27 protein-coding genes and 1 rRNA gene are annotated in these 25,908 nt (G+C 40.8%); 21 read left to right on the forward strand and 7 right to left on the reverse strand.

Going from position 1 to position 25,908, the window contains the following annotated elements:
* Positions 1-1,015 precede the first annotated feature (1,015 nt).
* The 3 genes from L1D46_RS11965 to hslR form a co-directional block, all read right to left on the reverse strand.
* Positions 1,016-2,554: a phosphoenolpyruvate carboxykinase gene (locus L1D46_RS11965; RefSeq protein ID WP_130049937.1), complete on the reverse strand. Its 1,539-nt coding sequence runs from the start codon at positions 2,552-2,554 to the stop codon at positions 1,016-1,018.
* Positions 2,555-2,833: 279 nt separating this feature from the next.
* Positions 2,834-3,679 carry an Hsp33 family molecular chaperone HslO gene (gene hslO, locus L1D46_RS11970; RefSeq protein ID WP_167659201.1) on the reverse strand — a complete coding sequence of 282 codons (846 nt, stop codon included), beginning with the start codon at positions 3,677-3,679 and terminating at the stop codon, positions 2,834-2,836.
* Between the two features lie 12 nt (positions 3,680-3,691).
* Positions 3,692-4,111: a ribosome-associated heat shock protein Hsp15 gene (gene hslR / locus L1D46_RS11975; protein ID WP_233786780.1), complete on the reverse strand. Its 420-nt coding sequence runs from the start codon at positions 4,109-4,111 to the stop codon at positions 3,692-3,694.
* A 210-nt stretch (positions 4,112-4,321) separates the two neighbouring features.
* Between hslR and gspC the strand changes: the two genes are divergently transcribed.
* The 13 genes from gspC (at position 4,322) to L1D46_RS12040 (ending at position 16,388) form a co-directional block, all read left to right on the forward strand.
* Positions 4,322-5,263, forward strand: coding sequence for a type II secretion system protein GspC (gene gspC, locus L1D46_RS11980; protein ID WP_167659202.1), 942 nt, complete (start codon positions 4,322-4,324; stop codon positions 5,261-5,263).
* A gap of 22 nt (positions 5,264-5,285) precedes the next feature.
* On the forward strand, positions 5,286-7,349 hold the full coding sequence (gene gspD, locus L1D46_RS11985; protein ID WP_130049934.1) for a type II secretion system secretin GspD: 2,064 nt from the start codon (positions 5,286-5,288) through the stop codon (positions 7,347-7,349).
* Positions 7,342-8,907: a type II secretion system ATPase GspE gene (gene gspE, locus L1D46_RS11990; RefSeq protein WP_130049933.1), complete on the forward strand. Its 1,566-nt coding sequence runs from the start codon at positions 7,342-7,344 to the stop codon at positions 8,905-8,907. Before gspD ends, gspE begins: the two co-directional genes overlap by 8 nt.
* 2 nt (positions 8,908-8,909) lie before the next feature.
* The gene (gene gspF / locus L1D46_RS11995; protein ID WP_130049932.1) at positions 8,910-10,145 is read left to right on the forward strand and encodes a type II secretion system inner membrane protein GspF; all 1,236 of its coding nucleotides are present in this window, start codon (positions 8,910-8,912) and stop codon (positions 10,143-10,145) included.
* Positions 10,146-10,223: 78 nt separating this feature from the next.
* Positions 10,224-10,643, forward strand: a complete 420-nt coding sequence (gspG, locus tag L1D46_RS12000) for a type II secretion system major pseudopilin GspG (RefSeq protein WP_130049931.1) — start codon at positions 10,224-10,226, stop codon at positions 10,641-10,643.
* 55 nt (positions 10,644-10,698) lie between these two features.
* Complete coding sequence (locus L1D46_RS12005; protein ID WP_130049930.1) at positions 10,699-11,298, forward strand: prepilin-type N-terminal cleavage/methylation domain-containing protein; 600 nt, start codon at positions 10,699-10,701, stop codon at positions 11,296-11,298.
* On the forward strand, positions 11,298-11,672 hold the full coding sequence (gspI, locus tag L1D46_RS12010) for a type II secretion system minor pseudopilin GspI (RefSeq protein ID WP_130049929.1): 375 nt from the start codon (positions 11,298-11,300) through the stop codon (positions 11,670-11,672). Before L1D46_RS12005 ends, gspI begins: the two co-directional genes overlap by 1 nt.
* Positions 11,672-12,316: a type II secretion system minor pseudopilin GspJ gene (gene gspJ, locus L1D46_RS12015; RefSeq protein ID WP_130049928.1), complete on the forward strand. Its 645-nt coding sequence runs from the start codon at positions 11,672-11,674 to the stop codon at positions 12,314-12,316. The genes gspI and gspJ overlap by 1 nt, the downstream gene beginning before the upstream one ends.
* Before the next feature lie 2 nt (positions 12,317-12,318).
* Positions 12,319-13,314 carry a type II secretion system minor pseudopilin GspK gene (gene gspK, locus L1D46_RS12020; RefSeq protein ID WP_130049927.1) on the forward strand — a complete coding sequence of 332 codons (996 nt, stop codon included), beginning with the start codon at positions 12,319-12,321 and terminating at the stop codon, positions 13,312-13,314.
* The gene (gene gspL, locus L1D46_RS12025; RefSeq protein ID WP_130049926.1) at positions 13,311-14,522 is read left to right on the forward strand and encodes a type II secretion system protein GspL; all 1,212 of its coding nucleotides are present in this window, start codon (positions 13,311-13,313) and stop codon (positions 14,520-14,522) included. The genes gspK and gspL overlap by 4 nt, the downstream gene beginning before the upstream one ends.
* Positions 14,519-14,992 carry a type II secretion system protein M gene (locus L1D46_RS12030; RefSeq protein ID WP_130049925.1) on the forward strand — a complete coding sequence of 158 codons (474 nt, stop codon included), beginning with the start codon at positions 14,519-14,521 and terminating at the stop codon, positions 14,990-14,992. The genes gspL and L1D46_RS12030 overlap by 4 nt, the downstream gene beginning before the upstream one ends.
* Positions 14,993-14,995: 3 nt before the next feature.
* Positions 14,996-15,754 carry a type II secretion system protein N gene (locus L1D46_RS12035; RefSeq protein WP_130049924.1) on the forward strand — a complete coding sequence of 253 codons (759 nt, stop codon included), beginning with the start codon at positions 14,996-14,998 and terminating at the stop codon, positions 15,752-15,754.
* A 19-nt stretch (positions 15,755-15,773) separates the two neighbouring features.
* On the forward strand, positions 15,774-16,388 hold the full coding sequence (locus L1D46_RS12040) for a YecA family protein (protein ID WP_130049923.1): 615 nt from the start codon (positions 15,774-15,776) through the stop codon (positions 16,386-16,388).
* On the opposite strand, the gene L1D46_RS12045 is transcribed toward L1D46_RS12040, so the two are convergent.
* Together L1D46_RS12045 and L1D46_RS12050 are read right to left on the reverse strand one after the other, a co-directional pair.
* Complete coding sequence (locus tag L1D46_RS12045) at positions 16,385-16,588, reverse strand: hypothetical protein (RefSeq protein WP_167659207.1); 204 nt, start codon at positions 16,586-16,588, stop codon at positions 16,385-16,387. The genes L1D46_RS12040 and L1D46_RS12045 overlap by 4 nt on opposite strands.
* Positions 16,588-16,947 carry a hypothetical protein gene (locus L1D46_RS12050; protein WP_130049921.1) on the reverse strand — a complete coding sequence of 120 codons (360 nt, stop codon included), beginning with the start codon at positions 16,945-16,947 and terminating at the stop codon, positions 16,588-16,590. The genes L1D46_RS12045 and L1D46_RS12050 overlap by 1 nt, the downstream gene beginning before the upstream one ends.
* A gap of 277 nt (positions 16,948-17,224) precedes the next feature.
* On the opposite strand from L1D46_RS12050, the gene ccoG reads away from it, so the two are divergent.
* The 5 genes from ccoG (at position 17,225) to L1D46_RS12075 (ending at position 21,518) form a co-directional block, all read left to right on the forward strand.
* Positions 17,225-18,655 (forward strand): cytochrome c oxidase accessory protein CcoG, encoded by a 1,431-nt coding sequence (ccoG, locus tag L1D46_RS12055; protein ID WP_130049920.1) that lies wholly within the window; start codon positions 17,225-17,227, stop codon positions 18,653-18,655.
* A 65-nt stretch (positions 18,656-18,720) separates the two neighbouring features.
* A complete protein-coding gene (locus L1D46_RS12060) occupies positions 18,721-19,695 on the forward strand; it encodes a serine/threonine protein kinase (protein WP_130049919.1) in 975 nt (324 codons plus the stop codon).
* 31 nt (positions 19,696-19,726) lie between these two features.
* On the forward strand, positions 19,727-20,350 hold the full coding sequence (locus L1D46_RS12065) for a thiol:disulfide interchange protein DsbA/DsbL (RefSeq protein ID WP_130049918.1): 624 nt from the start codon (positions 19,727-19,729) through the stop codon (positions 20,348-20,350).
* An 18-nt stretch (positions 20,351-20,368) separates the two neighbouring features.
* Positions 20,369-21,007, forward strand: a complete 639-nt coding sequence (locus tag L1D46_RS12070) for a thiol:disulfide interchange protein DsbA/DsbL (protein ID WP_130049917.1) — start codon at positions 20,369-20,371, stop codon at positions 21,005-21,007.
* 58 nt (positions 21,008-21,065) lie between these two features.
* Positions 21,066-21,518, forward strand: coding sequence for a DUF523 domain-containing protein (locus tag L1D46_RS12075; RefSeq protein WP_239977592.1), 453 nt, complete (start codon positions 21,066-21,068; stop codon positions 21,516-21,518).
* 2 nt (positions 21,519-21,520) lie between these two features.
* Here L1D46_RS12075 and trmA read toward each other — a convergent pair whose 3' ends face one another.
* Positions 21,521-22,618, reverse strand: coding sequence for a tRNA (uridine(54)-C5)-methyltransferase TrmA (gene trmA, locus L1D46_RS12080; RefSeq protein WP_239977593.1), 1,098 nt, complete (start codon positions 22,616-22,618; stop codon positions 21,521-21,523).
* A 164-nt stretch (positions 22,619-22,782) separates the two neighbouring features.
* Between trmA and L1D46_RS12085 the strand changes: the two genes are divergently transcribed.
* A complete protein-coding gene (locus L1D46_RS12085; RefSeq protein ID WP_130049914.1) occupies positions 22,783-23,898 on the forward strand; it encodes a DUF5610 domain-containing protein in 1,116 nt (371 codons plus the stop codon).
* 66 nt (positions 23,899-23,964) lie between these two features.
* The gene (gene murI, locus L1D46_RS12090) at positions 23,965-24,759 is read left to right on the forward strand and encodes a glutamate racemase (RefSeq protein ID WP_130049913.1); all 795 of its coding nucleotides are present in this window, start codon (positions 23,965-23,967) and stop codon (positions 24,757-24,759) included.
* On the opposite strand, the gene L1D46_RS12095 is transcribed toward murI, so the two are convergent.
* The gene (locus L1D46_RS12095) at positions 24,722-25,201 is read right to left on the reverse strand and encodes an RNA-binding protein (RefSeq protein ID WP_130049912.1); all 480 of its coding nucleotides are present in this window, start codon (positions 25,199-25,201) and stop codon (positions 24,722-24,724) included. The genes murI and L1D46_RS12095 overlap by 38 nt on opposite strands.
* A gap of 614 nt (positions 25,202-25,815) precedes the next feature.
* On the opposite strand from L1D46_RS12095, the gene L1D46_RS12100 reads away from it, so the two are divergent.
* Positions 25,816-25,908, forward strand: a 16S ribosomal RNA gene (locus L1D46_RS12100); the annotation flags it as partial.

A 25,908-nucleotide genomic window follows, 5' to 3' on the forward strand; every position in this document is an offset into this window, starting at 1 on the left:
TGACCCCATGCCGAACTCAGTAGTGAAACGAAACAGCGCCGATGATAGTGTGGCATTTGCCATGTGAAAGTAGGACATTGCCAGGCTCCAAATTAAAGAAAGCCCGATTCGAAAGAGTCGGGCTTTTTTGCGTCTGGAGCTGTCAGCTTTCAGCCGTTAGCTGAAATATGGGGTTGTATAGTGCTGAGACTCCCTCAGCAACAAAACCCTGTAGGAGGCACGTCAGTGCCGAATCTAGGCCATAACCAACACATTCATGGCTAAAGCCATTCCTACGTGATGCGTTGTCAGACATAAGATGGCATTTGATCTACAGGATTGTTTGGTACTTCAGAGTCTCCCTCAGCAACAAAACCCTGTAGGAGGCACGTCAGTGCCGTATCTAGACCTTAATAAACACATTCATGGCTAAAGCCATTCATACGTGATGCGTTGTCATACATTAGATGGCAGTTGATCTACAGGATTGTTTGCTACTTCAGAGTGTTCCTCAGCAACAAAACGAGTAGGAGGCACGCCAGTGCCGTATCTAGACCTTAACCAACACATTCATGGCTAAAGCCATTCCTATGTGTTGCGTATCTCAGGTGCCAGACATTAGATGGCAGTTGATCTACAGGATTGTTTGGTACTTCAGAGTGTTCCTCAGCAACAAAACGAGTAGGAGGCACGTCAGTGTCGAATCTAGGCCATAACCAACACATTCATGGCTAAAGCCATTCCTACGTGATGCGTATCTCAGATGCCAGAGATTAGATGGCAGTTGATCTACAGGATTGTTTGGTACTTCAGAGTGTTCCTCAGCAACAAAACGAGTAGGAGGCACTTCAGTGCCGAATCTAGGCCATAAGCAATATATTCATGGCTAAAGCCATTCCTACAACGATACTTTTCCTAGCGCCTATATGGCTTATCCTAACTCGCTAACTTTACTCTCACAATTCGCTAACTCATAACCCAAAAACAAAAACGCCAGCATATAGCTGGCGTTTTTAATCCGAAGGTAAGCTTGGTATTAAGCTTTTGGACCTGCTGATTTGATTGCTTCTGAAACATCGTATTTTGCAAAGTTTTCAGTGAAGTCAGATGCTAGTTTGTTTGCGTATTCTGCGTACTTCTCTTTATCTTCCCATGTGTTGATTGGGTTAAGAAGCTTACTGTCTACACCAGGAACTGAAACTGGTACATCTAGGTTTAGAACATCGATGTGTTGAGTTTCAACATCAGCTAGTTTACCTGATACGATTGCATCAACTACAGCACGTGTAGTTGGGATATCGAAACGTTGACCAGTACCGTAAGGGCCACCTGTCCAACCTGTGTTAACTAGGTAAACTTTAGCGCCGAATTCACGTACACGCTTCATTAGAAGCTCTGCATAAACGCCTGCAGGGCGTGGGAAGAATGGAGCACCGAAACATGTTGAGAATGTAGACTCTATGTCGCTTGTTGAACCGATTTCAGTTGAACCTACTTTTGCAGTGTAACCGCTTAGGAAGTGGTAAGCTGCAGCTTCTTCAGTTAGTACTGAAACTGGTGGTAATACACCGCTCACGTCACAGGTTAAGAATACAACCGCTTTTGGCTCGCCAGCACGGTTTTCTACTTTACGTTTTTCAACGTGCTCTAGAGGGTAAGCTGCGCGGCTATTTTGTGTAAGGCTTGTATCATGGAAATCTGGTACACGGTTTTCGTCAAGTACAACGTTTTCTAAGATTGTACCGAAGCGAATTGCATTCCAAATAACAGGTTCGTTCTTTTGCGATAGGTCGATACATTTAGCGTAACAACCACCTTCGATATTAAATACGCTACCAGGTGCCCAACCGTGTTCGTCATCACCGATAAGGAAACGAGTAGGATCCGCAGATAATGTTGTTTTACCTGTTCCAGATAGACCGAAGAATAAAGCTGTGTCGCCTGCTTCACCTACGTTTGCAGAGCAGTGCATTGGTAATACACCTTTTGCAGGAAGTAGGAAGTTTTGTACAGAGAACATTGATTTTTTCATTTCGCCTGCGTAGCGCATACCAGCTAGTAGTACTTTACGTTGTGCGAAGTTGATGATTACAGTGCCATCACTGTTTGTGCCATCACGCTCTGGGTCACATACAAATGAAGGTACGTTCATTACCTGCCACTCTGGGAAGTCGGCAGTATTGTATGTTTGTGGTTCGATAAACATGTTTTTGGCAAAAATATGATGCCATGCAGTTTCTGTTGTAACTACAACTGGTAAATAGTGCTCAGGATCAGCGCCAACTTCTAGGTGAGAGATGAAGTGGTCTTTGCTTTTCACGTGTTCTTCTACACGTGCCCATAACGCATCAAACTTGTCTGCATCGAATGGGCGGTTTACGTTGCCCCATTGGATTTCGTTTTCAGTGCTTGGCTCTTGAACAATAAAACGATCTTTTGGAGAGCGGCCAGTGCGTACACCGGTTTTAGCAACAAAAGCACCATTAGCGGCTAAAGTCCCTTCGCCACGACGAATAGCGTGTTCGACAAGTTCAGCTGCTGTAAGATCAACAAAACTAGTAGCGTTTGCAGTCATGTTTATACCTAAATTGTGAGAGATTGAACGGGATAGCTCTGGGGTTCTTAGTTTTCCCTTTTGCTAAAAGAATAGTAACAGAAGGATTAGGGATATTCGAGTGTCTGAAGGGCCTAAAAAGGCATATATTTGGCAAAAAACATGAATAATTTCAATGATACCGGTGTCATAAAATGGCGCTTTTTCATGACACCGGTATCATTATTTTTGATAATTTTTTTTAATAAAAAAGCCGCATCGAATGCGGCTTTAATACAATAATATTTTTAATTGGGTGTATCAGTTAAAAATAGCTTTAATATCCTGTTCGTTAAAAATGTAATCTTTTAAGCAGTAATGGCAGCTAATTTTTACTTCGCCGTTTGCTTTTACATCGGCAAGTAACTCTTCTTGACCTACATTCACTAACGCAGCAATTGTTTTATCTCTGCTACAGCCACAACGGAAACTAATAGATTGTGGCTCGAATAATTGAGGGTTATCTTCGTGGTAAAGTCTGGTTAAAACTGTATTTGCATCTAAACCTAGTAACTCTTCATCTTTAATAGTGTTGCTGATAGCTTCAAGATGAGTGAAGTCTTCAACAGATTTTTCCTTATTCACAGGTAATACTTGTAAGAATAAGCCAGCTGCTTTTGCTGTGTCTGCTGTTACTTCAGTTGCAAACCAAAGACGTGTTTTTAACTGTTCTGATTGCTCAAAATAGTTCTCTAGGCATTTATCTAAGCTATCGTGCTCTAAAGGTACAATACCTTGGTATCGCTCACCTTTAGTAGGCGTAATTGTAATAACCATATAGCCATTACCAATTAAGTCTTTTATTGTGCTTCCTGTCACTTCACCTTGTAGACGTGCTATGCCTCGCATGTTTTGTTTATCGTCACCATTAATTACCGCATATTTAACAGGGCCATCGCCTTGTAGTTGAACGGCAATTTCACCTTCAAACTTTAAAGTAGCTGTTAATAAGCAGGTAGCAACAAGTAATTCACCTAATAAGGTTTGCACAGGTGCTGGGTAATTATGGTTTGCGATCATCTCTTGATAAGTGTTTTCAATTTGTACGAGTTCGCCACGTACATCGAGCTGATCAAATATATAACGATGAAGTAAATCTTGTTGCATGAGTTGCATTACCTAACTTGATTTCATTTTTAACAGTTCACGTCTTTGCTTTTTATCTGGTTTACGATCAGGATGTGGAGCAAAGAAGCTGTTGTTCTTACGGGCGATAGCATTTGCTTCGCGTTTCTCAATACTAGCTTGAGTTTCTTGATATAAGGTTTGTGCAATGGGGGCACCTTGACGTTTTTCAAGGATCTTTTCAATTGTCACGACCTTTTCGTCTACCCCTTGTAGCAGTTTAACTACAGCACCGACTTCAACAATTTTGCTGGGCTTGGTACGTTGTCCATTATAATGTACTTTGCCACCTTGCACCATGTCTCGTGCGATTGAGCGGGTTTTATAAAAACGTGCAGCCCATAACCACTTATCAAGGCGTACGTTTAATTCATCTTGCTTGTCTTGCGACTTATGAGTGTTACCTTTTGACACAATTGTGCTCTTTGAAAGCTGCTTATATATAGGCAAAATTTACCATGAAACTTAATCACAAATAAACAATCGTAGTAATTCCTTGCAGCCCACTGTTCGTCGAATTTACCTTGTTTACAAAGTTTAATATAAGCGCGCTTGTTGAATGAAAAATGAAAAGGTACTATAGGCCAGCTACCAAGCAGTAAATTAAAATAAGAAATAGAGTTTATGGATCAACACTTACAACAAGTTAAACAGTTTTTGAACGGCTTACCTCATGCCAAGCTAAGTGCATTTGTAGTGCTGTTAGTTGTTGTTTATATTGCTTTTTTATCATCCAAGGTATTTTGGCTTGTATGGCCGGAGCCCGATACAAGAGCACTGCCTGTAACAGGTGTTAACACCATGGCAAAGCGAGCAGAGACTGTAAGCTCACGTCAAATTATCGAACAGAATTTATTCGGCAAAGTTGTTGTCGAAGCTAAAAAACCTACCTCAAAACAAAATCAAGTTATTAACAACGCCCCTGAAACTCGCCTAAGTATTAACCTAACCGGTATTGTTGCGGTAAGCCAAAATGACCAAGCTGGCCTTGCAATAATCGAATCTCAAGGCAAGCAAGAAACATATGTTGTTGATGATGCAATTAAAGGAACTCGCGCAAAGCTAGCTCAAGTATTACCCGATCGAGTGATTTTAGATGTTAGCGGTCGTTTTGAAACTTTGATGCTGGATGGACTCGACTTTACGAAAACAGTTTCTATGCCCGTATTGGCAGAGCGTAAAGAGTCAGAATTAACCGCAGGTCCGCAGCTTGTCGAAAATAGTGAAATAAATGCGACTGAAGATGAAGAAATAAAAGAAGCGCTTATCGAAACGCGTGAAGAAGTATTAGACGATCCCGGTAAATTATTTGACTATATTCGCGTCTCTCAAGCGATGGTTGATGGTGAGTTAGTGGGTTATCGTTTAAGCCCAGGTAAAGATCCTGCTTTATTCAAGCAGATGGGATTAATGAATAATGATTTAGCTATTGCGATTAATGGCTATCAATTAAATGATTTGAAACAGGCAATGTCAGCAATAAACGAATTACGAAATAGTACTGACGCAAGTATCACTATCGAACGCGATGGTGAACAAATTGATGTGCAATTTAGCCTGCAATAACTAGCTTTGGAGTTTTTATAGAATGGTTCACGCGCTACACCTCACAAAAATCAAAAAAGGGTTAGCTAAATATGCAGCGCTTTTTTTATTAACAGGATTATCGCTTTCAGTTTCAGCTGTTGAGTATGCAGCTAATTTTAAAGGCACTGATATTAATGAGTTCATTAATATCGTAGGTCGGAATTTAAATAAAACCGTTATTATTGACCCAAATGTGCGCGGTAAAGTAAACGTGCGCAGTTACGAGCTAATGGACGAGAAGCTTTATTATCAGTTTTTCTTAAATGTACTCGAAGTTTATGGTTATTCAGCTGTTGAGATGGATAACGGTATTATTAAAATTGAAAAAAGTTCTGATGCTAAAAAGTCGAATGTACCGCTGATCACTGAAGATAACCAAGCCAGTGGCGATATGATGGTGACACGTGTGGTACGTGTTAAAAACGTAAGTGTACAAGAGCTTGGTCCTCTAGTTCGTCAATTTAGTGACCAAAAAGATGGTGGTCACGTTGCAAACTTTAATGCTGCGAACGTGATGATGTTGACTGGTCATGCTGCTTCAGTTAACCGCTTAGTAGAAATTATTCGCTCTGTTGACCAAGCAGGTGATAAGCGTGTAGATATTGTACAGCTTAAATTTGCTACCGCAGACGATGTGGTCTCTGTTGTTGAGAATATTTACAAAGATGGTGGCAAGGGAAGCGTTCCTGAGTTCTTAATTCCTAAGGTTGTTGCTGATGGTCGTACTAACAGTGTGATTGTCAGTGGAGAGGCGCAAGCACGTACTCGTGCTGTTGAATTAATTAGCCGTTTAGATGGTGAGTTAGAGAACCAAGGTAATACTAAGGTTATCTATTTAAACTACGCAAAAGCTGAAGACCTTGTAAAAGTACTGCAAGGTGTGAGCAAAACATTAGCCGAAGATGCGCAAGGTGGTGCGACTAAAACTCGTTCTCGCAACCAAAACGAAACAAGTATTGAAGCACACCCTGATTCAAACTCTCTGGTTATTACTGCGCAACCAGATACGATGCGCTCACTTGAACAAGTGATAGAACGTCTTGATGTACGTCGAGCACAGGTACTTGTTGAAGCTATCATCGTTGAAGTGTTAGAGGCTGATGGTATCAACTTAGGCTTGCAGTGGATTTCAGAGCAAGGCGGGATGATGCAGTTCAACAATGGTACAACAGTACCTGTTGGATCATTGGCAGTTGCTGCTGAGCAAGCTCGTGATAAAACGATACAAAAAACGATTACAGGTAATGAGACTGGTAATACGACTCCTTATGAAGAAACCGTTGAAGGTGATCTGGGGCCTCTCGGACAACTGCTCGGCGGTATCAATGGTTTAGCAATGGGTATTGTTAAGAACGACTGGGGTGCAATTATCCAAGCTGTTTCAACGGATACTAACTCTAATATTCTTGCTACGCCGTCTGTAACGACCATGGATAACGAAGAAGCGTCAATGATTGTTGGTCAAGAAGTACCGATTATCACAGGCTCGCAAACAGGCTCAAATAACGCTAACCCATTCCAAACAGTTGAACGTCAAGAAGTAGGTGTAAAGCTAAAAGTTACACCACAAATCAATGACGGTTCAGCGGTTCAGCTAACGATTGAACAAGAAGTTTCCAGCGTAAGTGGCGCTACTGCGGTAGATATCTCAGTGAATAAACGTGCAATTAAAACCACGGTTATGGCTGATGATGGTGGTATGGTTGTACTAGGTGGCCTGATTGATGAAGACGTGCAAGAAAGTGTCTCTAAAGTACCGTTATTAGGTGATATCCCGGTACTTGGTCATTTATTTCGCTCAACCAGCACTAATAAGCGTAAACGTAATCTGATTGTATTTATTCGTCCTACCATTGTGCGTGATGGCATTAGTATGAATAAGTTGAGCCACTCTAAATATAACTTTATCCGTGGCGAACAACATAAACAAAAAGAAGATGGTATTGATTTAATGCCGTTGACGGATGCACCAATTCTTCCTGAATGGAATGATGCCTTGGTATTACCGCCAACTTACGAAGAATATCTAAAGCAACAAAACGCGAATGAGCGCAACGATGACTAATGCAATTACAGAAATCAATGATGAGTTAGCACCCGATGTGCCAGCAAATCATGATGAGCTGCTAACAAGCGATGATCTTGTTAGCTTGCCAACCAAGCGTTTGCCATTCTCGTACGCGCGTCGTACAGGTGTATTATTAGGTAAAGATCAGGATAACTGGACTGTGTATTACCGCGGTGAGTTAGACGTTGATGCATTACTTGAGGTACGACGTATCGCGGGTCATGGTTTTTCACTAGAACAATTACCAGATGACAAATTTGAGTTGTTGCTAGAGGCCTCATATCAGCGTGATAGTTCTGAAACGCAGCAAATGATGGAAGATATCGGTAACGAAGTGGATTTATTCTCGCTTGCAGATGAATTGCCGCAAACTGAAGATCTACTTGCTGGTGATGATGATGCGCCAATTATTAAACTAATTAACGCTATGCTGAGCGAAGCGATTAAAGAAGGTGCGTCGGATATTCATATCGAAACCTTTGAACAAGAGCTAGTGATTCGCTTTAGGGTTGATGGGGTATTAAAAGAAGTATTAAAGCCAAATCGTAAACTCGCCTCATTGTTGGTGTCGCGTATTAAGGTTATGGCAAAACTAGACATTGCCGAAAAACGTATACCTCAAGATGGCCGTATTAGTTTACGAATTGCTGGTCGTGCTGTTGATGTGCGTGTTTCTACTATGCCATCAAGCTTTGGTGAGCGTGTTGTACTGCGTCTACTTGATAAAAACAACGCACGGCTGAATCTTGAAGATTTAGGTATGACTGAGCGTAACCGTGAATTGTTTGCTGACTTAATCAGTAAGCCCCACGGTATTATCTTAGTAACCGGTCCAACGGGTTCTGGTAAAAGTACCACTTTGTATGCAGGCATGAGCCAAATTAACTCGCGGGATCGTAATATCCTCACTGTTGAAGATCCAATCGAGTACGAGATCCCAGGGATTGGTCAAACGCAAGTCAATACTAAGGTTGATATGACCTTTGCACGTGGCTTACGTGCCATCCTTCGTCAAGACCCTGATGTAGTAATGGTTGGTGAGATCCGTGACCTTGAAACGGCACAAATTGGTGTGCAAGCTTCATTAACTGGTCACTTGGTTATGTCGACACTGCACACTAATACGGCTGCTGGTGCTATCACACGTATGGAAGACATGGGCGTTGAGCCTTTCTTACTATCATCATCGTTATTAGGTGTGTTGTCACAACGTCTAGTACGTACTTTATGTAATAGCTGTAAAGAAGGTCACATTGCCGATGAGCGCGAATGTCAGTTATTGGGGGTCAACCCTGCTGAGCCGCCAACAATTTATCGTGCCGTAGGGTGTGAAGAGTGTAACTTTAATGGTTACCGTGGCCGTACTGGTATTCATGAATTGTTGGTTGTTGATGAAGCAATTCGTGAAATGATCCACAGTGGTAAAGGCGAGCAAAGTGTTGAAAAGTATATTCGCAAACACAGTCCAAGCATTCGTCAAGATGGTTGTAATCGTGTGTTAGCGGGTCGCACTACCTTAGAAGAAGTCTTGCGTGTAACACGTGAGGAAGGTTAATCATGGCAGCATTTGAATACCGTGCCCTTGATGGCAAAGGTAAAGAGAAAAAAGGCATTCTTGAAGCCGACACGGTAAAACAAATCCGCCAAACCCTACGTGATCAGGGTTTAATGCCGTTAGAGGTCGTGGCTGCTGCTGAAGGTGAAAAGCAAGCTAAAGGAGCGAAGAGCTCTTTATTGAGTAGTTTCTTTAAACCAAAAATTTCTACTTCAGATTTAGCTTTGATCACTCGCCAGCTTGCAACCTTAATACAGTCGGCATTGCCTGTTGAGGGAGCCGTAATGGCGGTAGCTGAACAATGTGAAAAGCCGCGTTTAAAGCGTATGTTAATGGCCGTTCGCTCTAAGGTAGTTGAAGGTTACACCCTAGCCGATGGCATGAGCGAGTTCCCGCATGTGTTTGATGATTTATATCGTGCTATGGTGGCCGCTGGTGAAAAATCGGGTCACCTTGATCAAGTTTTAAATCGTTTAGCTGATTACACGGAACAACGCCAGCATATGCGTAGTCAAATAACACAAGCGATGGTGTATCCAACCATCCTGGTTGTATTTGCTATTGCAATTGTGTCGGTACTGTTAGGTACTGTGGTACCAAAAATCTTGAAGACCTTTGAAAAGTCAAAACAAGTTTTACCATGGACAACCGAATGGGTAATGGCAGCTAGTAATTTTGTACAAAACTACTGGTTCATAAGTTTAGTCATTATAACCGCATTAGCTGTGGCAATTAAGCAAGCGCTTAAGCAGCCGCATATTCGTTACTGGTATGACGAAAAAGTGCTTCATTTACCGGGGATTGGTAAGGTTGCACGAGGTGTGAATACGGCGCGTTTTGCGCGTACTTTAAGTATTTTGTCGTCAAGCTCAGTACCACTACTTGAAGGGATGCGTATCTCGGGTGGTGTATTGGTTAACGAGAAAATGAAAAAGTCGGTGCAAGATGCTGCAACACGTGTAAGTGAAGGGGCTAGCCTTCGTGCTTCACTTCAGCAAACCAAACTTTTTCCACCTATGATGCTACACATGATAGCCAGTGGTGAAAAGTCAGGTGAACTTGAGCAGATGCTTGAGCGTGCGGCAAATAACCAAGATCGTGAGTTTGAGAGCATGGTAAACGTGTCTCTGAAACTATTAGAGCCTGCGATGATTGCCTCAATGGCGGTAATTGTATTGTTTATTGTTATGGCAATATTACAGCCGATTATGGCAATGAATAAGGCTGTAGGTCTTTAAATTAGGGAATACTAGAGCAATTAGCAGTTAACACTGTCGCTCTATAATAAATTTTTGAAGAAAGTTAGAGGTATTTTTGTGAACAAACAGTCAGGTTTCTCATTACTAGAAGTCATGGTAGTACTGGTTATCATTGGTATGATCATGTCAATTGTGGCGCCAAATATCATGGGTCAGCAAGAAGAAGCTGCAATCGATAAAGCACACTTAGATATTCAACAAATTGAAGATGCGTTAAGCCTATACAAGCTTAAAAATAAAACGTATCCAACCACAGAGCAAGGCTTAGAAGCGCTAGTGAACAAAACAAGCATTGAGCCAATTCCAAGACGTTTTCCTGATGGCGGTTTCCTTGAAAAATTACCAGAAGATCCATGGGGTAACCCATACCAACTAATCAGCCCAGGAGAAATCGGTAAAATTGATATCTTCTCTATGGGTCCTGATGGTGAAGCAGGTACTGATGATGACATTGGTAACTGGGATGAAGAAAAGTAACAATGCCTAAATTCAGCCAACTGAACAAAGCTTATACACATCAAGGCTTACTATTATGGTAAGCCTTGGTCGTTTGCGTTTGGCTGACCGTGCTAAGCACGCGAAAGGGTTTAGCCTAATCGAGATTTTAATGGTGCTTGTGGTGATTGGTTTTGTCACCAAAATGGTTGCCTACAGTTTTGATGGTGGTGCTGAAGAAGAACTCGAAAAACAAGCTCTCAGATTACACACTACGATTAATATGGCTTCTGAGTTTGCAATTTTAAATCAGGTTGAGTTAGGTTTTCACCTTGACCAAGATACATTTGAATTTTTAGTTTTTGACGGTGATAAGTGGGTTACTTTTGACCGTGAAAAATTGTTTGCCCCAATTAAGGTTGATGAGCGCTTTAAGCTTACTCTTAACCTTGATGATTTAGCCTGGGCACAAGATAACTTGCTTGAGCAGTCAAACTGGCGTGAATTAATGAGCGGTGGTGACGAAGACAGCCTACTTGAGCTAAAAAAGCTCAAAATACCGCAAGTACTTATTTTATCTTCTGGCGAAGTCAGTGCGTTTCAACTGGTTTACGAGCTTAAAGATGAGCGAGAGCCGCAGTATTTTATCGAAGGCGAATTCATGGCCCCGGTAAAGTTTCGTATGGAGCCTGAATAATGAATAAGTCAGCAGGTTTTACCTTACTCGAAGTGATGGTTGCATTGGCTATTTGTGCAATGGCTGGTATTGCCGCAATGCAAGCAACCGGAGAGCACATTAATCATCTTTCGTCGATTGAAGAGCAAACTTATGCCTCTTGGGTTGCTGAAAACGTAATGGTTGAGCAGCGCGCCAAAGGCGAGAAGTGGACAGGTAAAAATGGTGTCAAAGGCACTGAAACATTAGCTGGCTTTGAATGGTATTGGCGTCAGGACGTGGTTCCTACTGCTGATAAAACGTTTGTAAAGGTAACCATTAACGTGTTCGCCGATGAAAAGCTTGAATATCCAGTTTATGAGCTTTCTACTTATTTAAATAAAGGTGATAAGTAGTGAAGCAACGCGGTTTTACCTTACTTGAAGTGATTGTCGCTATGGGGATCTTAGCTTTTGTGGTGTTATCAACTCATCAAATTCTTGATTCAACAACGAAAGCAAAAGAAGCTTCAGATGAAACGATTGCGGAATTAAATGGCTTACAAACCTTGTTTCGTCTAATGGATCAAGACTTTAGTCAAATGACGAAACGTCAGGTTCGAAACGAAGCGGGTGACTTTCAAGAAACTTATGTTTTAGCTGGTCGCTACGTTCTTGATAGCCAATACGATGGCATTGGCTTTGTACGTGATGGTTGGATTAACCCAATTAATTTACTGCCGCGCTCTGAATTACAAGCAGTTGGCTATCGCGTTATAGATGACAAACTTGAGCGTGTATATCGTGTATATGTCGATCAGTTAGATAACATGGAGCCTCGTTCGCAAGTCATTCTTGAAGATATCGAAGACCTTAAATTTGAATTTTTAGATGACAAAGATGAGTGGCAAGAGCAGTGGCAAATAAAAGCGTTACCAAAAGCTGTTGCAGTTACTATTCAAAAAATCGAACAAGAGCCAATTCGTCGCGTGTTTTTAGTGCCTGGTGAAGGAAAAGTAACAGCCCAAGCAAATGATGGCAATAACGGAACGGGTGGCTAGCCATGACTGCGATTAAACGCTCTAAAGGTGCGGCGCTTGTTATCGTTTTATTCATCGTGGCGCTTGCGGCTATGTTAGCTGTCGAGATGAGCGCTAATTTAATGGTGCAAGTGCAGCGTAGTAGCAATATTCAAAACCATCAACAGGCAAAGTGGTATGCCTTCGCTGCAGAAGAGCTTGCAATTAAGGCACTTAAACAAACTAAAAAAGATGAACCAGATAAAACGCATTTAGAACAAGTTTGGGCGCAGCAGGGAGGGGTACCATATCCGGTTGATAATGGCACCTTGAGTGGCACTATTACTGACTTGCAAGCTTGTTTGAACCTAAATGCATTGCATGTAAAGCCCGATCAACAAACGGATCCAAATAATAAAACTAATCCAGCACATAAGGCATTGTTGGCATTATTAGAAAATATTGAAGATTTACCATCAGATGAGTCTGAAGAAGCTATGGCTGATAGTGTGTTTGATTGGTTAGACGCTGATAGTATTACCTATCGCTCGGGTGCCGAGGAAGATGAATATTTATCTCGACAATACCCATATATGACTGCAAATAGTTATTTTGCTTCGACCTCAGAGCTTCGTTTAGTAAAAGGCTTTAATCCATTAGTAATGGAAAAAGTCTTACCATTTGTGTGTGTGATTCCTGGCAGTGAGTTGCTACAAATAAACGTTAATACACTACCTGTAGAAAGTGCCATTATATTAAGCTCGCTTATTGATGGCTTAAGTCTTTCAGGGGCTGAAGCGGTATTATCATCACGTCCTCAAGATGGTTATGATGATTTAGAAGCATTTTTTGAAGAGGTTAATCAACAAGGCGCACAAAATGTGAAAGCCGTTGAAGACTTATTCAGTATCAACAGTGAATATTTTAAACTACAAACGCAGGCTGAATTTGCAGAGCTGCGTTTTTCGATGACCACCTTACTCCATGCCACTAATGGTACAGTAACGATACTGGCGCGAAAATTTGGAGGCGTACAGTGACAGAGATATTGTTGATCCGTACGGGTCAAACATTAAAAGACAGCCTTAATTGGCTAATTTACTCACCAACAGAACAAGAAATAATTGCCAGTGGCGAAATTGCCAATGCAACACAACTTGGTGAGCTTACAGAGAGAGCGCAATCACGGGAAGTGGTTGTACTATTGCCAAGTGATCAAGTACAACTAAAAACAGTTGCTTTGCCAACCAAGTGGAGCCGCAAGCTAGAGCAAGCACTTCCTTACATGCTAGAAGAAGAAATAGCCTGTGATGTTGACGACTTATTCATAGCGATTGCAGAACCAACACTTATTGATGAGAAGCACGCTATTAACATCGCGATGACCGATCGTGAATGGTTTGAGCAATGGCTGGCTGAGTTCAATGAGCATGGTATCGAAGTATATAAAATACTGCCCGATGCTTTATTGTTACCTGATGTCGATGACAACGCTCAGTTACGTGCTATTGAGCTTAATGGTCAGTGGCTATGTAAACACGGTAACTGGCATATTGCCGCTGTAGAGACGAATTGGCTTGCTGGCTATTTAACGGCATTAGGTAACCCTGATGTTGCACACTTTAGTCCAGCAACGGGTTTTCCTGATACGGTTAACCTAAATGCTCGAACAGAACAATACGATTTACCATTAGCTTTATTTGCCAAACAATTACCAGAGGTTAATTTTAACCTGCGCCAAGGCGTTTATCAGCTTAAGAAAAAATCAGCGATTTGGTGGGGCTATTGGCAAAAGGCCGCTATTGCAGCTGGTGTAGCGTTAGTGTGTAGTGTCGGTGTTAAGTCACTTGAGCTCTATAAGTTAAATAGCGAACTTGAAGCAATGAAAGCCGAAGTAGTTGCCAATTATCAGCGTGCTTTTCCTAACAAAAAAGTGCGTCCGCAACTTATTCGCAGCCAAATTCGTAATGAACTTGCATTAATCGATGCTGGTAGTACGGCAGGCTTTTTAGATTTGACTAACGATCTGGTCTCGATTTTTAGTCAAGTGAAAGACTTCACACCAGAAACGCTTCGTTATGATCAAGGCCGTAACGAATTACGTATTCGTGCGCGCGGCAAAGATTTCCAGTCATTCAGTAAAGTTAAAGCAATTTTAGAACAGCGTGGCTTAACCGTTGATCAGGGTTCGCTGAATAATGATGGTGATTTTGTCGTTGGTGAAATTAAGTTACGAGGTGCGGCATGAAAAATCAAATAATCAATTATTGGCGCTCGTTAAAAGAACAAGAACAGCAACTTGTTATTGTTGCAGGTGTGGTGTTTGTTATTTTTGTGCTAGTTATGGGAGTCTTTCGTCCACTTAACACGGCTATCGAAAAGGCTGAGCAAGACACTATAAAACAGCAAGAGCTATTAGTTTGGGTTGATGAGAGTATTGCTAAATTAAAAGCAAGCGGTAATGCACGTAGTACGAGCAGTCGTAGTTTAAGCCAAATCGTTAATAGCACCCGTAATCGTTATCAAATTATCATTAGTAAAATGCAGCCGAATGACAATTCACTTCGTTTAACAATTGATTCTGTTGAGTTTAATAACCTTGTTGAATGGCTTGATGAATTGGTTAATTCGCACGGCGTACTAATCGAGAATTTAGATTTAAGTAAAGATGACAAATCAGGCTTTGTGCGTGTAAGTCGTTTGGTACTAGAGAAGTAAACGATGAAAAGAGTTATTTTATTAATCACAGTGTTTGTGATGTGTTTTTTGGTGTTTACGCTGGTAAAAACACCCGCTGCCGTTGCACTTGATTTAGCTAAGCCGCATTTACCAAAGCAATTACAATTAGGTAAAGCCAGTGGCACGCTATGGGACGGCCGCATTATGCAGGTACGTTTTGATGGTGAGCAATTAAATAATGTGCGTTGGCAGTTATCAGGCTGGTCACTGTTCACAGGTAAATTAGTGGGTACGGTGCGCTTTGGCAATCCTCGTGATAAAGCGGATATATCTGGTCATGGTGATTTTACATATGGTCTCTTTAACCAAACAGTCACTGTGAAAAAGACTACTTTACGCTTAACGGTTGAACGTGCCATGGAGCGTTTACAACTCCCTTTACCGATTAGTGCACAAGGCCGCGTAATAGTTGATTTAGACGAGTACAGCTCAGGTCAGCCTTATTGTGAGAGTTTAAGCGGTGAAATCGCGAGCCCTAATATTGATGTCAAAGGAATGAACAACTGGTTTAGTATTGGTCCTCTGAGCGGCCGTTTAAGTTGTAAATCGGGTGATGTAGCAGTACTGGTAGACCCAGAAAACCGTTTAGGACTTGAAGCTGATGCAGTATTAAAAGCGAATCTAGACTTTAAAGTAGCTGGCTATATTAAACCTGAAGCAAGCTTACCAAAAGAAGTGCATGATGCAGCTAAGTTCCTTGGTCGTCCTGATAACGAAGGCCGTTATCCGCTTAACTTTTAAATTGGATTAATTGAATAGTATGCAATTACCTGAGTTTTCAAAGCAGCAAAGCGAGCTTCTAAGTCAGTTTTTAGCGCAGCATCCAGATGCGCTTACTTTGGCGCAAACCCAAGGTTACTTGTTTGCCGTGATTTGTGCTCCTGAGCCGCTTGATGTTCACCAGTGGTTAGAAGAGGTTGCACCAGGCTCTGATGGGCAAATGGATGAGCAAGTACTGTTTGCATTTATGGCCTTGTATCAGCAGATCAGCGAGCAAGTATTTGAAACGGGTTTTGCATTACCTGTGAGCCTACAGCTGAGCTCTCAAGGGCAACAATACCTAGATATTCAAGAATGCCAGCATTGGAGCCAAGGTTTTATGCATGGTGCACAAGGCTACGTTAATAAGCTACTAAGTGCTCCACATTTAGCTGATGAACTTAAAGAAGCGTTGGCTACCGCGCTGCAAAGCTTAGGCTTTTTTACTCTTGAAAGTAGTGAAATTGCAGCCCTCGCAACTGAGCATGGTTTATCTGAAGGGCAATTATGTCAGCAGCAGTATGAAGTGATGAATGAGTTTGCCGCTGGCTTTGCAGAACTTATTGAAGTTGTTGCTGTAAATAGCCAACTTTATAACGATGAGGGCTGGAACTAACCCAGCTCTAATAGGATGTCTGTGCAACCTTTGCTACAGCGTACAACGCCTTTACCTGGCTGATCAGTTTTTAAGTCTAAGGTAAGGGCGCCTTTACACACTTCACAGTATAAGGTTTGCCCTTTACCCAGCTTTTTTAACATATTGCGCTGTTTTGCGAACGAATCGCTGGTTTTTTTGTTTAAAGCAGAAAAGTCCATTACTTGTTTAGCCTTTCCTCAAGCGCATTCGAGACAATACTACATACTCGGTTTAAGCGGTCACCATAAAAATACAAGTTAATGTCTTTTTCACGGCAGTAGTGTAAGTGAAAAATTTGCAGCTTATCGTCTGTTGTAAATGTGTCCTCAATATATTCAAGCTCTGAATTAGATAAATTGAGTTGTGACTTAATATTATTTTTTGCCATATTCGCCGCGGGACTACGATTAATTTTACTCGCATCAGATAGTAATGATACGCCATCTCCTAGTAACCTTTCCCTAGGCTCTTTGATCAAAGGGTGATCAATCGTGAAAAGTGCTAAAATAATAAGCACTAAAATAAGAAATTTTTTCATAGCACAATAATCTTTGATCTAAATAAATACGGTATAGGTGCAAGTTTAATAAAATGGTCGTTTTAAAAGCAAGCAGATACGATTAAATAATTAAAATGTCGTATTTTCGATCAATCCCTGAAATTTTTTATAGATTGAGTATAATGCTTTATAGATTTGAAGTTTCAGAAATCTTTGAACGTAATGAGATGTATTCTGATTTGCCTAAGAGCTTAGAGAACCATCTGCTATAAACATATGTTTGAATGTTATTTCCTAGTGGCGTTGAGGAATTTTAATGGATAAACAGATTAAGGTTAAAAATATCCCAACGGAAGTGAAAATCCAGAAACCGGAAAATGCTTCCCTCGATGATAGATTTAATCCACGCAACCGTATTTATGTTCGAGCTGTAACTGGCTTACATCAATTGCTCAGACAGCGAATTGGTTTTGTCGGTATGCTTGCGTTTATGTTACTACCTTGGATTAACTTCCACGGCCAACAAGCTGTATTGTTCGATTTGGTAGGGCAAAAGTTTAACATTTTTGGCTTAACGCTTTGGCCACAAGACCTGACAATCCTTGCCTTTATTTTAATGTTGGCGGCTTTTGCTCTTTTCTTGGTAACTACTTTCTATGGTCGGGTTTGGTGCGGTTATACCTGTCCACAAACCGTTTGGACCTTTATTTTCATTTGGTTTGAAGAAAAGTTTGAAGGTAGCGCTAATCAGCGTAAGAAACTTGATCAACGCCCGATGGATTTTGATAAGTTTTGGCGAAAAAGTGCTAAACACGGAAGTTGGTGGTTATTCTCACTTTATACCGCATTTACCTTTGTTGGTTATTTTACGCCTATCCGCCAACTATTACCTGATCTGTTTACTCTTGATGCAACAGCATATTCATATATTTGCTTAGCCGTATTTGCGGTGTGTACCTATGGTAACGCGGGTTGGATGCGCGAAATTATGTGTTTACACATTTGCCCATACTCTCGCTTTCAATCAGCTATGTTCGATAAAGATACCTTCACAGTAAGCTATGATGAAGCGCGTGGTGAGAGCCGTGGTCCACGTTCACGCAAACAAGATCCAAAAGAACTTGGTTTAGGTGACTGTATTGACTGTAACTTGTGTGTTCAGGTTTGCCCGACGGGGATCGATATTCGTAATGGTTTACAATACGAATGTATAAATTGTGGTGCGTGTATCGATGCATGTGATGGGGTGATGGATAAAATGAATTACCCTCGCGGACTTATTTCCTATACCACAGAGCGTAATTTAGAAACACCAGATAACAAAACCCATGCACTTCGTCCTAAGTTAATTGGCTATCTCGTCATCTTAGTGCTGCTAACTGGCGCGCTGGTGGCGAACATTGCAATGCGTAAACCTATGGACTTAGATATTATTCGTGACCGTAATCAGTTATACCGTGTTGACTTTAATGGTTTAGTTGAAAATACCTATACATTAAAGGTTATCAATAAAGCGCAACATGAGCAGACATTTAATATTCGTGTCGAAGGGCTTGATAACTTTGAGTACATAGGCAAACAAACATTCACTGTGCCTTCTGGTGAATCATACAATGTACCACTGTCATTGGTTGTTGACCCTTATGATTTGAAAAAGCCAATGACAAAGTTTGAGTTTATACTTTCTGTCGATGGTGAGCCTGATGTGCAGATTTCACAGCCGAGTAACTTCTTTAAGGCACGATAATTAAGTACACTGAGTAAATGAATAAAAAGCGGGATTTTCCCGCTTTTTTTATATGATGAGACATTATGAGTAAATTTAGTTTTGTTGACCTTACACCCGATTCAATTTTAGATGCAGTTGAAAGTATCGGTGTCTATGCTGAATCAGGACTGCTGGCATTAAATAGCTACGAGAACCGTGTTTATCAATTTAAAGCAGAAGATGGCCAACGATATGTTGTTAAGTTTTACCGACCAGAACGCTGGAGTAAGGCGCAAATCTTAGAAGAGCATGCGTTTGCATTTGAACTTGCTGAGGCCGAAGTGCCGGTTGTTGCGCCTGTTATTATCGAAGGGCAAAGCTTGTTTGAGCATAATGGCTATTTGTTTACGTTATTCCCTAGTGTGGGTGGCCGCATTTTTGAAGTTGATAATTTAGATCAACTCGATGTGCTTGGCCGTTTAATTGGTCGAATGCACCAGGTAGCAAAAGCAAAGCCATTTGAACATAGGCCTGTGATCAGTTGCGAAGAATATCTTCAGACAGCTAAAGTTCAGTTACAGGCAAGTAACTTGGTGCCAATGACATTAGAGAACGCTTTCTATACAATTTTAGATTTGGTAATCAAAGAAACCACACAACAGTATAAAAATGTTGAAACTATCCGCCTGCACGGTGACTGCCATGCTGGTAATATATTGTGGTCTGGTGATGCATTGATGTTCGTTGATTTGGATGACAGCCGACAAGGACCTGCCATTCAGGACCTTTGGATGATGCTCAGTGGCGATCGTAACAACCAACTGTTACAGTTAGACACTTTAGTGGCTGCCTATGAAGAATTTTGTGACTTCGATCACAGCCAATTAAAACTGATAGAACCACTCAGAGCGATGAGAATGGTGCATTACATGGGGTGGTTGGCAAAAAGATGGGATGATCCAGCATTCCCACGGAACTTTTCATGGTTTGCTGAAGACAAATACTGGGAGCAGCAAATACTAGCGTTAAAAGAACAGCTTGCAGCGCTACAGGAAGCACCATTAAAATTATTACCATAAATTTTTAAAAGCTAATAAAGACGAGAAAATAATGTTTAAAAAATTAAAGTTAAGTCTACTCATTTTATGTTTACCTTTTGCAGCCCTTGCTGCTGATTTTGAAGCAGGTAATCAATATGAAGTTTTAAAAGTTGAGAAAAGTGCAACACCGCAAGTAACCGAGTTCTTTTCGTTTTATTGCCCACACTGTTTTCAGTTTGAGCCTGTAGCAAAAGCATTAACTGCAAGTCTTCCTGAAGGTACCGAGTTTGTAAAAAGCCATGTTAACTTTTTAGGTGGTGTATCTAAGCAAACACAAAGTAATTTAAGCTATGCCTACTTAATTGCTAAGCAACATGGCAAAGCAGAGCAAGTTGCTGACCAAATTTTTAATAGCATCCACAGACAACGCGCTTTACTTAAAGACATGAAAGACGTTAAAGCATTACTTGCGACCAATGGTATTAGCAACGATGTGTTTGATGCTGAAATTGCAAGCATGCCAGTGATTAGTGCTGAAAAAGCGATGCAAGATAAACAGCAAAAATATTCTGACATGGGTGCGTTAACAGGTGTGCCTACTTTTATCGTAAATGATAAATATAAAATCAATTTAAATACCATCAAAAGCCAGCAGATGCTTGATGAGTTAGTCGAATTCTTATTAAAACAATAATTTTGGAGTAAAGAAGTAATGATCAAGTTAGTAAAAGCTGTATTAATGGCTGCCACGCTAGGTTTAGCGGCAAATGCCTCAGCTGCTCAATATGAAGAAGGTAAGCATTATGAAACGATTGATGCACGCGCTTCTAAAAAGCCTGAAGTAAAAGAGTTCTTCTCATTCTACTGCCCACACTGTAATAACTTCGAGCCAGTAGTGAAAGAGCTTAAAACACTTCTTAAAGAGGGCGTAAAGTTCAAAAAGAGTCATGTTGATTTTTCAGGTCCTCGTGACCCAGAGATTCAAACCATCTTAGCGCAAGGTTATGCGACGGCTAATGTGTTACCACAGAAAGACGCGTTAGTAGCCGCTGTGTTTAATCATATTCACGGTAAGCGTGCACGTATTAACGAACTAGCTGATATGAAAGACATCTTCGTTTCACAAGGTGTATCGGCTGAAGATTTTGATAAGTACTACAACAGCTTCTCTGTACGTACTATGGCGTCTAAAATGAAACGCGACCAAGAATACTACCAACAAAAAGGTGCTTTAAAAGGCGTTCCAACTTTTATTGTTAATGGTAAATATCGCGTGATTATAGGTGCGGATTCAGGTATTAGCGATGCAAAGAGCATGGCAGACTTAATTAATTACCTAGCTGATAAATAAGTTTAGTTTAATTAAAATTAAAGCTCCGCACGCGGAGCTTTTTTTATTGGTAAAGCAAATGCAAAAAATACTAGTTTCAAGCTGTTTGTTAGGAAACCCTGTTCGTTATGACGGGCAATCGCAAAACTTACTTCATCCTGGCTTAGAAACTCTAAAACAGCAGGGAAGGCTAGTTGTATTCTGCCCCGAAGTAGCTGGTGGCTTACCTACACCAAGGCCGCCAGCAGAAATTAAATTGGGAAGAGTACTCACCAAAGATGCGCAAGATGTCACAGTGCAATTTGCTTATGGTGCAGAACAAGCTCTTAAACTTTGCCAAAAGCAAGGTATTCGTTATGCCTTGTTAAAAGAATCAAGCCCGTCATGTGGTCGCAATACGATTTACGATGGTAGTCATTCTGGAAGGAAAATTTCAGGGATGGGGTTAACTGCAAAGCTGTTAACTGACAACAATATAGAAGTGTTTAGTGAGCAGCAGTTGCCAGCACTATTTAAAGCGCTGACAGACTAATTTTATTTACGCTGTAAAAACACACCTGATTCGATGTGGTGGGTGTAAGGGAATTGATCGAAAATAGCAAAACGCTTTACTGCATGGGTTTTGCATAAGTGGTCAAGGTCACGCTCTAGGGTATCTGGATTACACGAGATATAAATAATATTGTCGTAGTTCGCAACTAGGTCACAAGTCAGTGTATCCATGCCAGCACGTGGTGGGTCCACCAAGATTGTTTGGCAGTTATAGCTTTTCAGATCAATGCCATCCAAACGAGAGAAAGTGCGCTCGCCTTTCATTGCTTGAGTGAACTCTTCACTCGACATACGAATGATATCTAAGTTTTCAACCTTGTTCTGCGCGATATTGTATTGTGCAGAGTAAACCGATGATTTTGAAATCTCAGTCGCTAATACGCGGTCGAATGAATCTGCAAGAGCAATGGAGAAATTACCATTCCCGCAATATAACTCCAGTAAGTCATTGCTAAGTGGTTGGCAAAGCGCTTGTGCCCACTCTAGCATCTTGATGTTCACTTTCGCATTAGGTTGAGTAAAGCTATTTTCGACTTGTTGATAGATAAGCTCTTTACCGTTTACGTTTAAACGCTCAATAACGAAATCATTACCAATCACTTCTTTTTGCTTGCGAGCACGGCCAATAAAATCAATTTTAAACTGTGTGCTAAGTTTTGCTTTAAGCTCTTTAATAGCTAGTAGCCACTGCTCATCTAATTGTTTGTGGTATAACAAACTAACTAGAATCTCGCCACTTAAGCTTGAAAGATAATCGATTTGAAACAGCTTGCGACGCAGAACTTCATTGTCTTTTAAGTTTTCGATCATGGCTTGCATGACTTCACCCACTAAAGGCGCTGCAGGGTCAAACTCGTCAACACGGATCTTTTCTTTAGTTTGCTGATCAAACATGATGTGAAAAAGGTCTTCACCTTCATGCCAGACACGAAACTCTGCACGTTGGCGGTAATGAATAGGGTCAGAGCCAAACACTTCTAATTTTTCGACCCCAAAACGTCGAAACTGTGAGGTGATGCGCTGCTCTTTCTCACTCAATTGTGCATCATATTGAGTTGTATCAATTTTTATAACCGCCATGGCTGATTACCTTTTATCTCTTAGCTTTATAACGGCGCTATTGTAGGGAGCGCTGAGGATTTGTCTAGTTTTGTTATTTATTTTAGTGTCGTTTTTTTATACAAAAAACTTAAGTTCTGTGGTTTTTGGCCGATAATGAGTTAACCATAACATGGAGTCGGATCATGAAAATTGGCAACCTAGGCTATATGCCTAATACAAATGTGAATAAATACAATGGCAAACAGGCATTGCAGCAGCCTACTATTCAAAATCGTCAAGATAGTTACCAGCAACGAGGCCGAGAGCTGGCTGCTAAAGTTCTTGATGATAAACTTGCTGAGGCACTAGGTTTACCTAAAGCCGAAGAGAAAAAAGATAAACCACTGTTCGACTTTGAAGAGATCGTTAAAAACGTTCTCGACTTTGTTGGCGGTGCGCTTCGCAAAGCAAAAGCAGATGGTGCTGATGATGAAAAGCTCAAAGGTATGCTTGGTGATGCACGAAAAGGTGTACAAATGGGCATCGACGATGCTTATGATGAGCTAAAAGGGTCAGGTATTCTTAATGATGACATCGAAGAGGGTATCGAAAAGTCTAAAGAAGGTATCTATAAAGGTATTGATGAATTAGAAGAAGACTTGTTCAATCCTAAACCAAATTCGGTTTCAGTAAGCCAGGCCCAATACGTTAGTTTAAGTAATAATGCAGAATACACTTTCACTACTGCTGAAGGTGATGAAGTGAGTATTAGCTTTGCTGATGCATACGAAAGTAAGTCAGCAAGCGGCTATAGCAAAAATGGCGATAACGAAGCGTTTGTCAGTGAATCTTCTCAATCACGAGACTTATCATTCTCGATGACAGTCAATGGTGATTTAAATGAGCAAGAGCAGCAAGCTATCAATGAATTGATGGAAGACTTGCAGAGTGTTAGCGAAACATTCTTCTCTGGTTCATTAGAAGATGCCTTTGAACAAGCTAAAGAGTTGAACTTAGGTAACGAGCAACTCGTTGGCTTTACCATGGATCTGAAACAAACAAAAACAGTTGCTGCTATAAAAGGGTATGAAGAATATAAACCATCCCCTGAAAAAGAAGTCGCTGATAAAATAGCGCCATTTAATGACGATTTGAAACAAGCGTTCAATAAAGCGGGTGAGTTAGGTTTGCAAAATGAACTTGCTGGTATCTTACAATGGTTAAACCAAGATAAAGAAGAAGTAAGCAAGCTGGTGGATTATACCAAAGCAATGTTTGAACAAATGAATAAACTACGTTCGGCAACTGAAGAAGCTTAACCCTTTCTTTATTTTTACATAGCTGCATGGCAAACTGCTGGCCTTTGATGATCCGAGGTAAGCAGTTTGTCAGTTCATATAATGGTGTTTGATTCTGGTATAGGTGGGACAACCGTACTTGAGCAGATCCAAGCACTGATCCCAGATGCTGATTATAGCTATTTTATGGATAATGCTTTATTGCCATATGGCGCGCAAAGCCAGCAAACGATCATAACCCGCCTTTTTGCGCTACTACAGTTTATCGAAATAGAAAAATTACACGTAGATATCCTAGTAATTGCGTGTAACACCGCCTCTACATCTGCATTAGAAACTATTCGCCCGTATACAAATATAGAAGTAGTTGGTGTTGTGCCTGCGATAAAGCCAGCAAGCGCTTTAAGCAATAGCAAACATATTGGTTTGTTGGCAACGCCATCGACGACCAAGAGCCACTATACTGCAAACTTAATTAGTACTTATAGCCAAGGCACTCAAGTCAGTTTATATGGTTCAACTGAGCTGGTGGAAATAGCAGAAACACTGTTTCATACGCAGACACTCAATAAAGAAAAACTTGAAAAAGAATTGTGTGGTCTAGCTATCGCAGAAGATATAGATGTATTGGTACTTGGCTGTACACACTTTCCATTATTAGCAAATGCGATTAATGACTATTATAAACAACGGATCTTACTTATAGATTCAGGCAAAGCGATTGCTAATCGCGTTAAAAGTTTAATTGAACTTCGGGGATACACAGTAACCGGAGATAAAAAAAAGCCGCTGCACTTTTATGCAACGGCTCCTATTTGCCACTCGCAATTAAACGTTGAGCTGATTACGCTGACTGATCAGATCCCTCACGGAAGCTATTAGTCTCGTTCTCTTGTTTTTGTTTTGCTTCACGTACTTTTAAAGTACGCTGTTGGAATTCGCTATCATTTAATTGATTGATTGCGTTTTCAGCATCTGCTTCAGCCATTTCCACAAATCCAAAGCCACGACGTTTACCTGTGTTTTTATCTTTTAGTAAGCGTACGTTGAAAACTTTGCCTTGTTCTTCAAATAAAGCACGAACAACACCTTCATTAGCACGATAAGGTAGGTTGCCAACATAAAGAGTTTTTGTTTTTACTTCGGCCTCCTCACTTGACGTTGATGAAAGCGCAGCAATGACTAAAGCACCAATTAATAAGCCTGCACCAAATAGCAATGCTGGGTCTAATGCTAAGCTTGCAAATGCAAACTTAACAACTACAAACCCCAAAACAGCAAGAATAACGGAGAAAAGAAAAGATTTTTGATCGGGTAATTTCATTTTGATCTACCAATAAACAAGAAATAAACATTAATTTAACATTGTGAACTTGCTATCTTAACGAGTTAAATGAACATAGCAATGAAATTTGCATGAAATTATGAATATTGGCATAAAAAACAGCCATAATAGCGACCGTTTTTGCTATTTTCGGTAATTTTAGTTCGCTTTTTGAGCGAACAGTAAAAAGATCGAAAAAAAGTGTTGATCTGTTTTTGGATCTCCCTATAATGCGACCCCACTGACACGGCGGGCAGCAACGAAAGACGCTGAACAACGTAGCAGAGAGTTAAGTGAAGCTTCGGTTTCAAATTATCGAAAGAAAGTTTGAAATTAAGTGTTGACTCGAAAAATTAAGGATGTATTATACGCATCCCTAGCGACAACGTCGCAACGTTCTTTAACAATATAAAGCAATCATCTGTGTGGGCACTCGTACAGATTGAGTTCTAACAGCAGATTCTAGTTCGCTAGATGACGCAAACAAATTTAGAGTCTCAATTGAACTGAGTGACCAACGGAAACAAGTTTACTTGTTTCAGCACAGTCAATTCGATTCGAAAGAATCAAAATCAGAATTCATTGAGCATGTCCTTCGGGACAGAAAAAACTTTTAATTGAAGAGTTTGATCATGGCTCAGATTGAACGCTGGCGGCAGGCCTAACACATGCAAGTCGAGCGGAAACGAAGAGGTGCTTGCACCTCT

Origin of the sequence: Pseudoalteromonas sp. Isolate3 (genome assembly GCF_022398505.1) — a bacterium.
Taxonomy (GTDB): Bacteria; Pseudomonadota; Gammaproteobacteria; order Enterobacterales; family Alteromonadaceae; genus Pseudoalteromonas; species Pseudoalteromonas apostichopi.